The 6,000-nt window shown below is 65.4% G+C and carries 5 protein-coding genes; 1 reads left to right on the top strand and 4 read right to left on the bottom strand.

Annotated elements, in window-relative coordinates:
• Positions 1 to 69: 69 nt before the first annotated feature.
• From WCE05_RS05765 to WCE05_RS05750, 4 genes are all read right to left on the bottom strand, one after another.
• Entirely contained in the window at positions 70 to 1,494 is a 1,425-nt protein-coding gene (locus tag WCE05_RS05765) for a sigma-54 dependent transcriptional regulator (protein WP_253080246.1), read from the bottom strand.
• Positions 1,463 to 2,956 carry a sensor histidine kinase gene (locus WCE05_RS05760; RefSeq protein ID WP_368815581.1) on the bottom strand — a complete coding sequence of 498 codons (1,494 nt, stop codon included), beginning with the start codon at positions 2,954 to 2,956 and terminating at the stop codon, positions 1,463 to 1,465. Before WCE05_RS05760 ends, WCE05_RS05765 begins: the two co-directional genes overlap by 32 nt.
• Before the next feature lie 292 nt (positions 2,957 to 3,248).
• Positions 3,249 to 4,703, bottom strand: coding sequence for a HAMP domain-containing sensor histidine kinase (locus WCE05_RS05755; protein WP_253102452.1), 1,455 nt, complete (start codon positions 4,701 to 4,703; stop codon positions 3,249 to 3,251).
• Between the two features lie 81 nt (positions 4,704 to 4,784).
• Positions 4,785 to 5,381, bottom strand: coding sequence for a lytic transglycosylase domain-containing protein (locus WCE05_RS05750; RefSeq protein WP_225789094.1), 597 nt, complete (start codon positions 5,379 to 5,381; stop codon positions 4,785 to 4,787).
• Positions 5,382 to 5,565: 184 nt separating this feature from the next.
• On the opposite strand from WCE05_RS05750, the gene gspG reads away from it, so the two are divergent.
• Positions 5,566 to 5,991: a type II secretion system major pseudopilin GspG gene (gspG, locus tag WCE05_RS05745; protein WP_225789093.1), complete on the top strand. Its 426-nt coding sequence runs from the start codon at positions 5,566 to 5,568 to the stop codon at positions 5,989 to 5,991.
• Positions 5,992 to 6,000: the final 9 nt, after the last annotated feature.

Below are 6,000 nucleotides of genomic sequence, written 5' to 3'. Positions count from 1 at the left end.
GGGCCAGGACGATGCTGACGACGATGGCCAGCGCTAGGGGCATTGGGGCTGCGGTGCAGCCCCAACCGCTCACCACTGCCGCTTGTCCGGCCGCGTCAGCCCAAGCTTCTCGATCCGATAGCGCAGCATGTCCCGTGACAACCCCAGCAAGCGCGCCGACTTGGTGACGTTCCAGTCGGTACGGTCCAGCGTCCGGCACACCAGGTCGCGTTCCATGTCCGGCAGGCTGGTGCCCGCCTCCGGCTCGTGCCGCGGCGCCTCGAAAACCGGTGGCGCAGCCTGGGCCAGGGGTTCGTCGACCAGTGTCATGCACAGGTTCAACTGGTGCGCAGCAATCACCTCGGTGGGCGCCAGCAGCACCGTCTGCTCGAGCATGTTGCGCAGCTCGCGCACGTTGCCCGGCCAGCTGTAGCCGAGCATCAGCGCCTCGGCCTCGGTGGAGAAACGCAGGTTGGGCTTGCCGTAGCGGCGCCCATGGTAGGCGAGGAAATGCCGCGCCAGCAGCAGGATGTCCTGGCCGCGGGCGTACAGCCGTGGCACCTTCAGGGCAATGATGCGCAGGCGGAAGAACAGGTCGCGACGGAACTTGCCCTGCTGCACCATCTGCTCCAGGTTGCAGTTGGTGGCGCTGATCACCCGCAGGTCGACCTTGCGCTCCTTGACCGCGCCGATACGGCGGATGCAGCGATCCTCCAGCAGCTTGAGCAGCTTGGCCTGCAGCACCAGGTCCATTTCGCCGATCTCGTCGAGGAACAGCGTCCCCCCGTCCGCCGCCTCGACCAGGCCCACCCGGCGCTCCTTGGCATCGGTGAAGGCCCCCTTCTCATGCCCGAACAGCTCGGCTTCCAGCAGGTTGGCAGGGATCGAGGCGCAGTTGAACTCGATGAACGGCCCCTTGCTGCGCGTGCCGTCGAAATGCAAGGCACGCGCCACCAGTTCCTTGCCGGTGCCCGTCTCGCCTTCGATCAGCACCGGCGGCAGGTCGCCGCTGGCCATGCGCTGTTCGGCATCGAGCAACTGCCGCAGGGTGTGCTTGAGGCCCTGCATGGCCGGCGATTCGCCGATCAACGCCTGCAAGCCGGAGCGCTGCGCTTCGCGCTCCTGGTAGAACGACAGGGTGCGCTCCATGCGCTCGGCAGCCAGGGCCTTGTCCAGCATCAGCTTGAGTTCGGCCAGCACCACCGGCTTGGTCAGGTAGTGGAAGGCACCCTCCTTCATGGCCAGCACGGCATCCTCGACGTTGCCATAGCCGGTCATCATGATCACCTTGAGCGCCGGAGCCTGGGCCACCAGGTTGCGCAACAGGTCATGGCCGCTCATGCCAGGCAGCGAGTTGTCGGTCAGCACCGCATCGGGCTGGACCCGCCTGACCTGCTCCAGGGCCTGTTCCGCGCTGTGGCAGACCGTGACCTCGAAGCCCTTGAGGCCGAGGTAGGTGCGGATGTTGTCGGCGAGGATCTCGTCATCCTCGACCACCAGAATGCTGGGCTCCATGGTCCCCTCCCGCTGCGATATTGAAGATCAGGCTGACGCGGGTTCCTTCCTCTTCGCGGCTGTGAAGGCTGACCGAGCCGCCAAAGCGTTCCATGATGCGCTTGACCAGGGCCAGGCCCACGCCGAGGCCGCCCTGCTTGGTGGTGAAGAACGGCTTGAACACCATTCGCTCCTGCTGCTGGCTCATGCCCTTGCCGGTGTCGCTGAGCAGCAACTGCACCCGCTGCCCCTCCAGGCGCCTGACCTCGACCCGCAGGTGGCCGCCCTGGGGCATCGCCTCCAGGGCATTGGCGAACAGGCTGTTGAGGATCTGCGTCAGTTGCAGTGGCTGGCTGGCCACCCACTGCAATGCGGGCCCTGCGAAGCTGAACTGCACGCCATGGCGCTCGATCTGCTGGGCGAAGGCCAGGCGGGTATCCTCCACCGCCGCCACCAGGTCCACCGCCTCGACCTCGTCGCTGGCCGGGCGCAGCGACACCAGCAGGTCGCGCACCCACCGCGACATGCGGTCGACCTGGCTGATGATGTCGTTGATGTTCTTGCGCGCCGGCTCGCTGGCGATGTCCTGGGCCAGCTCGGCGCTGGAGCGGATGTTGGCCAGCGGGTTGCGCAGGCTGTGGGCCACCGCCGAGGACATCTCGCCCAGGGCCACGTAGGTCTCGCTGGCCACCAGGCGGTCCTGCTGGTGATGCAGCAACAGCGCCGCGCGGCGCACGATCCAGAACAGGCCGAAGTAGATCAGCGCCCCACCCAGCAGGGTCGAGACCCAGATCAGCACATAACCGCGCTGGATGCGCCGCACCAGGTCCTGCGGCTCCTTGTAGATCTCCACCATCGACAGCACCTGCTCGCCCTGGCTGTCGAACAGCGGGATGTAGTTCTCGATGAACAGGTAGCGGGGTTCGCGCAGGAATTTCTGTTCCTCGCGGTCGTCCTCGGCCTGGTGGTAGCTCGCCGAGACGGCCTTGCGCGAGCGGAAGGCATGGTCCAGGTCGCCATCGGCAGAGATGCGCTTGCCGATCAACTGGGGATTGGTGGACCAGACGATCGTCCGATCACGGGCATAGACATTGGCCAGCAGGGTATCGGGCAGGTGCTCGACATGGTCGAGGAACTCCGTGCGGGTCGACCGCGCCAGCGCCGGGCTCACCTGCAGGTGCTGGCTGTCCAGCCGTGGGTCGAGCAGCTCGCCCATGGTGGTGCCCGGCGGCAACTGCGAATGGCGCACTTCGGCCTGGGCCATGGCCTGGATGAACTGGGCAGTGAGCATGGCGTCGCGCTCGACGCTGTCGCGCACCACGAAGCGGGTCGAGACGTAGCCCAGCCCGCCGGCCACCGAAGCGATGATCAGCAGGCTGATGAGGGAGAACCAGCGCAGCAGGTTGAACTCGCGCAGCGGCGCAGCCAGCCCACTGGATGGGAGGGAGGCCTTGTCGGGGACATCGTGTTCCAGCGTCTGCATCGCGTCGTTCCCGCCTGGAGGCCTTCGGTGGATGTCGCCACGGTATCGTTACCGCACGTAGCAAGGTGATAGCAGTTCGCCAGAGCAGCTGCAGCCGCCGTTGGTCGTCATGGCTGCTGTGCAAGAAATCAGCCAGCAATCATTTTTAATGAAATTTTCTTTACTATCAAATAGATAGAAAAATTACTTCTCATTGATTGGAGGTTGATTCCCCACATTTGGGTAATGTTCACCCCAAAACCATTAATCCATTTTAAAACAATAAGTTACTAGATAAATAGAAAGTCAATTATCAGGACTTGGCCAGTCGGAAACTGAGTGAGACACTGGTCCCCTCGCCTTCACGACTGCTCAGGCGAATCGAGCCGCCGAAGCGCTCCATGATCCGCTTGACCAGCACCAGCCCCACACCCAACCCACCCTGCTTGGTGGTGAAGAACGGCCGAAAGGCCATGCGTTGCTGTTGCTCGCTCATGCCCTTGCCGGTATCCGACAGGCGCAGGGTCAGGCTGCGCCGGTCCTGGCGCACCACCTCCACGCGCAAGTGCCCACCCTGCTCCATCGCCTCCAGGGCATTGGCGATCAGGCTGTTGAAGATCTGCCCGATCAGTACCGGGTGACCCAGCACCCGCAGTGACGGCAATGGGCAGACATCCAGGCTCACACCACTGCGCACCAGAGGCACGGAGAACGCCTGCAGGCTTTCCTGCAAGGCCTGGGGCAGGTCCACCGGCACTGCCTCGTCGTTGAGCGGACGCAGCGACTGCAGCAACTGGCGCACCCATTGGGCCATGCGGTCGACCTGGCTGATGATGTCGCTGATGTTCTTCTGCGCCGGCCCTTCGTCGAAGGCCTGGGCCAGCTCGGCGCTGGAACGGATGCTGGCCAGCGGGTTGCGCAGGCTGTGGGCCACCGCCGAGGACACCTCGCCCAGCGCCACGAAGGTCTCGTTGCTGATCAGCCGCTTCTGCTGGACCTCCAACGTGCGTGCGGCACGGCGCATGATCCCGTACAGGCCGAGGTACACCACCGCGGCGCCCACGGCGATGGCCAGCCAGATCAGCAGCAGCCCATGCTCGATGCGCACGATCAGGTCGTGGGGTTCCTTGTAGATCTCCACCATGGCGGCAACCCGTTCGCCATCGGCATCGAACAGCGGGATGTAGTTCTCGATGAACAGCTGCTGGGGCGGGGTCACGAATTTCTGCTCGCTGCGGGCGTCGTCGAAGTCGTGGTAGCTGGCCGAGACCCGCATCTTGTATTCGAAGGCCCGCTCCAGGTCGTCGTCGGACTCGATCACCTTGCCGGTCAGCGCCGGGTTGCTCGACCAGATCACCGTGCGGTCGGGGGCATAGATGTTGGCCAGCAGCATGTCCGGCAGGTGGGCGATGTGGTCGAGGAACTCACCCCGGGCCTTGCGCCGGGCATCCGGGTCGACGTCGGGCATGGCCTGATCCATGCGCGGGTCGAGCAGCTCGCCCATGGTGCGCACGTTGGGGATCGCCACATGGCGCACTTCCGCATCGGCGATTGACTGGATGAACTGGGCGGTGAGCAGCGCGTCGCGCTCGACGCTCTCGTTGATGATGAAGCGGCTGGAAATCAGCCCCAGCCCGACAGCCACCGAGACGATGATGGCCAGGCTGACCCAGGCGTACCAGCGCAACAGGTCGAACGGCTTGCGCACCGCCCCGGCATCGCCGTCGCTAGGTACAACCAGGGTGTCGGAACGGGGAGCGATGTCCATGGCGGACTCCAGCGGTGGGCGCCTTCTTCAAGGTTATAGCCCAGAGTTGGGGAACCATGGAGCACTTGTGGCTTTTCGCCGCTACAACGGCGCATCCTCGGCCAGCCCCTGCAGCCGGCGGTACTCGTTCAGCACATTGGGCACGTAGCGGCGCGTCTCGGCGAACGGCGGCACCACCCGGCCACGGCTGAGCACCGCCTCGGGCCCGGCATTGTAGGCCGCCACCGCCAGGGTGATGTCGTTGTCGAACAGGGTGAGCATGCGTTTGAGGTAACGCGCCCCGCCCTGTAGGTTGTCCTGCGGGTCGAGCACGTCCTTGACCCCCATTTCCCGCGCGGTATCCGGCATCAGCTGCATCAGCCCCTGTGCACCCTTGGGCGAGCGTGCCTTGGGGTTGTAGCCGGATTCGGCCTTGATCAGCGCATGCAACAAGGCCTGGGGCACACCGTGGGCCTGCGCTGCGGCGGCCACCAGGTCGGCGTATGGCCGGCCGGTGACCAGTTGGGCATCGACGGGCCCGGCCTGGGCCAGCGACTCGCGGATGACCTTCTCGTAGTGCCGCCCTGGCCGATGCACGTTGGACAGCACATAGACGCCCTGGGCGTCGCGGGAAATGTACACGTCGGCCTGGGCGATCCCTGCCGCCAGCCAGATCAACCCAAGGATGACTCCACGCATGTCGGCCGCCTCCCCGTCGAGCCCCCGAAGTGGGGGAAATGCCCCGGAAAACCCAGGGTTTGCAGCTACGACGCAAGCACTGTGCCGCCTGCCGTGCCGCATGGCGCAAGGCCGCGCAACAGACGTGCACGGCTGTTGCATGGTGCTGGCAAAGACCTGCCCACACGCCCTGGAGGGTTTCACCATGCAGCGCAGATCCATCCGCCAACGCGGCTTCACCCTGCTCGAACTCCTGGTGGTCCTGGTGGTGCTTGGCCTACTGGCCGGCATCGTCGCGCCCAAGTATTTCAGCCAGCTCGGCCGCTCCGAAGCGAAGGTGGCCCGGGCGCAGATCGAAGGCCTGGGCAAGGCCCTGGACCTGTACCGCCTGGAGGTCGGCCACTACCCCAGCAGCGAGCAAGGCCTGCAGGCGCTGGTCAGCGCCCCCAGCGGCGAGCCACGCTGGTCGGGCCCCTACCTGCAGAAAGCGGTGCCCCATGACCCCTGGGGCCGCCCGTACATCTATCGCCAGCCCGGCGAGAACGGCGGCGAGTACGACCTGCTGTCCATGGGCAAGGACGGCCAGCCTGGCGGCGACGGGGAAAACGCCGAAATCACCAGTTGGCAGTAGGGAGAGGCA

Source organism: Pseudomonas sp. I2 (assembly GCF_040984075.1).
GTDB lineage: Bacteria > Pseudomonadota > Gammaproteobacteria > Pseudomonadales > Pseudomonadaceae > Aquipseudomonas > Aquipseudomonas guariconensis_B.
The sequence above is the reverse complement of the archived record's forward strand: the minus strand, read 5'-3'. Positions and strand labels throughout refer to the sequence as shown.

Bases quoted from the DNA above. Each gene is read 5' to 3' on its own strand.
- WCE05_RS05765 (WP_253080246.1), bottom strand. From the start codon at position 1,494: ATGGAGCCCAGCATTCTGGTGGTCGAGGATGACGAGATCCTCGCCGAC.
- gspG (WP_225789093.1), top strand. From the start codon at position 5,566: ATGCAGCGCAGATCCATCCGCCAACGCGGCTTCACCCTGCTCGAACTC.
- WCE05_RS05755 (WP_253102452.1), bottom strand. From the start codon at position 4,703: ATGGACATCGCTCCCCGTTCCGACACCCTGGTTGTACCTAGCGACGGC.
- WCE05_RS05750 (WP_225789094.1), bottom strand. From the start codon at position 5,381: ATGCGTGGAGTCATCCTTGGGTTGATCTGGCTGGCGGCAGGGATCGCC.
- WCE05_RS05760 (WP_368815581.1), bottom strand. From the start codon at position 2,956: ATGCAGACGCTGGAACACGATGTCCCCGACAAGGCCTCCCTCCCATCC.